Annotated in this window: 1 protein-coding gene; it reads right to left on the reverse strand. The window is 33.0% G+C overall.

Annotation, left to right across the window (positions count from 1 at the left end; all coding sequences use genetic code 11):
• A partial coding sequence (locus tag U881_RS11185; protein ID WP_038364109.1) for a DUF759 family protein occupies positions 1-466 on the reverse strand: 466 nt, incomplete at both ends.

The following is a 466-nucleotide window of genomic DNA, read 5'->3' on the forward strand; positions in this document are numbered from 1 at the left end:
ACACTTGCGTCAGTTTCTAATTTTGATTCAGTGTCAATACTTGGGAGTGGTGAATGGCTTTCTTCTGTTTCTGGATCTTCACCAATTAACCATCTGTATATCTTAGTAGGCAGTATTAATTTGAGCATTCGCTTTCCAATCTTTATAAGCCATTCGTTAAGATTTCCAAAAAAATTTTTTATTTCTTTTAGTATGGGATCAATAATATGAGTCTTAAAAGTGAAGTCTTTAAGCCAATCAACTAGATCGCTTAACTTTTTTAAAAGGGGTTGTAAAGTAGTAGCCATAAGTGCACCAAAAGAATCTTCAGCTTTATCTAAACTATTTTTGGCTTTTTCTGCGTTACTTGCAAAAGTAGAGATTCCTAGAGAATTAAAGTCATTAATAATGTCTTGTAGTTTATCAGTTCGAAAAGATAAAGCCTGTCCCGGTGCTAATTGGTCATATTGTGAACTAGCAAATTCAT

This window comes from Borrelia persica No12, from assembly GCF_000500045.1.
Taxonomy (GTDB): Bacteria; Spirochaetota; Spirochaetia; order Borreliales; family Borreliaceae; genus Borrelia; species Borrelia persica.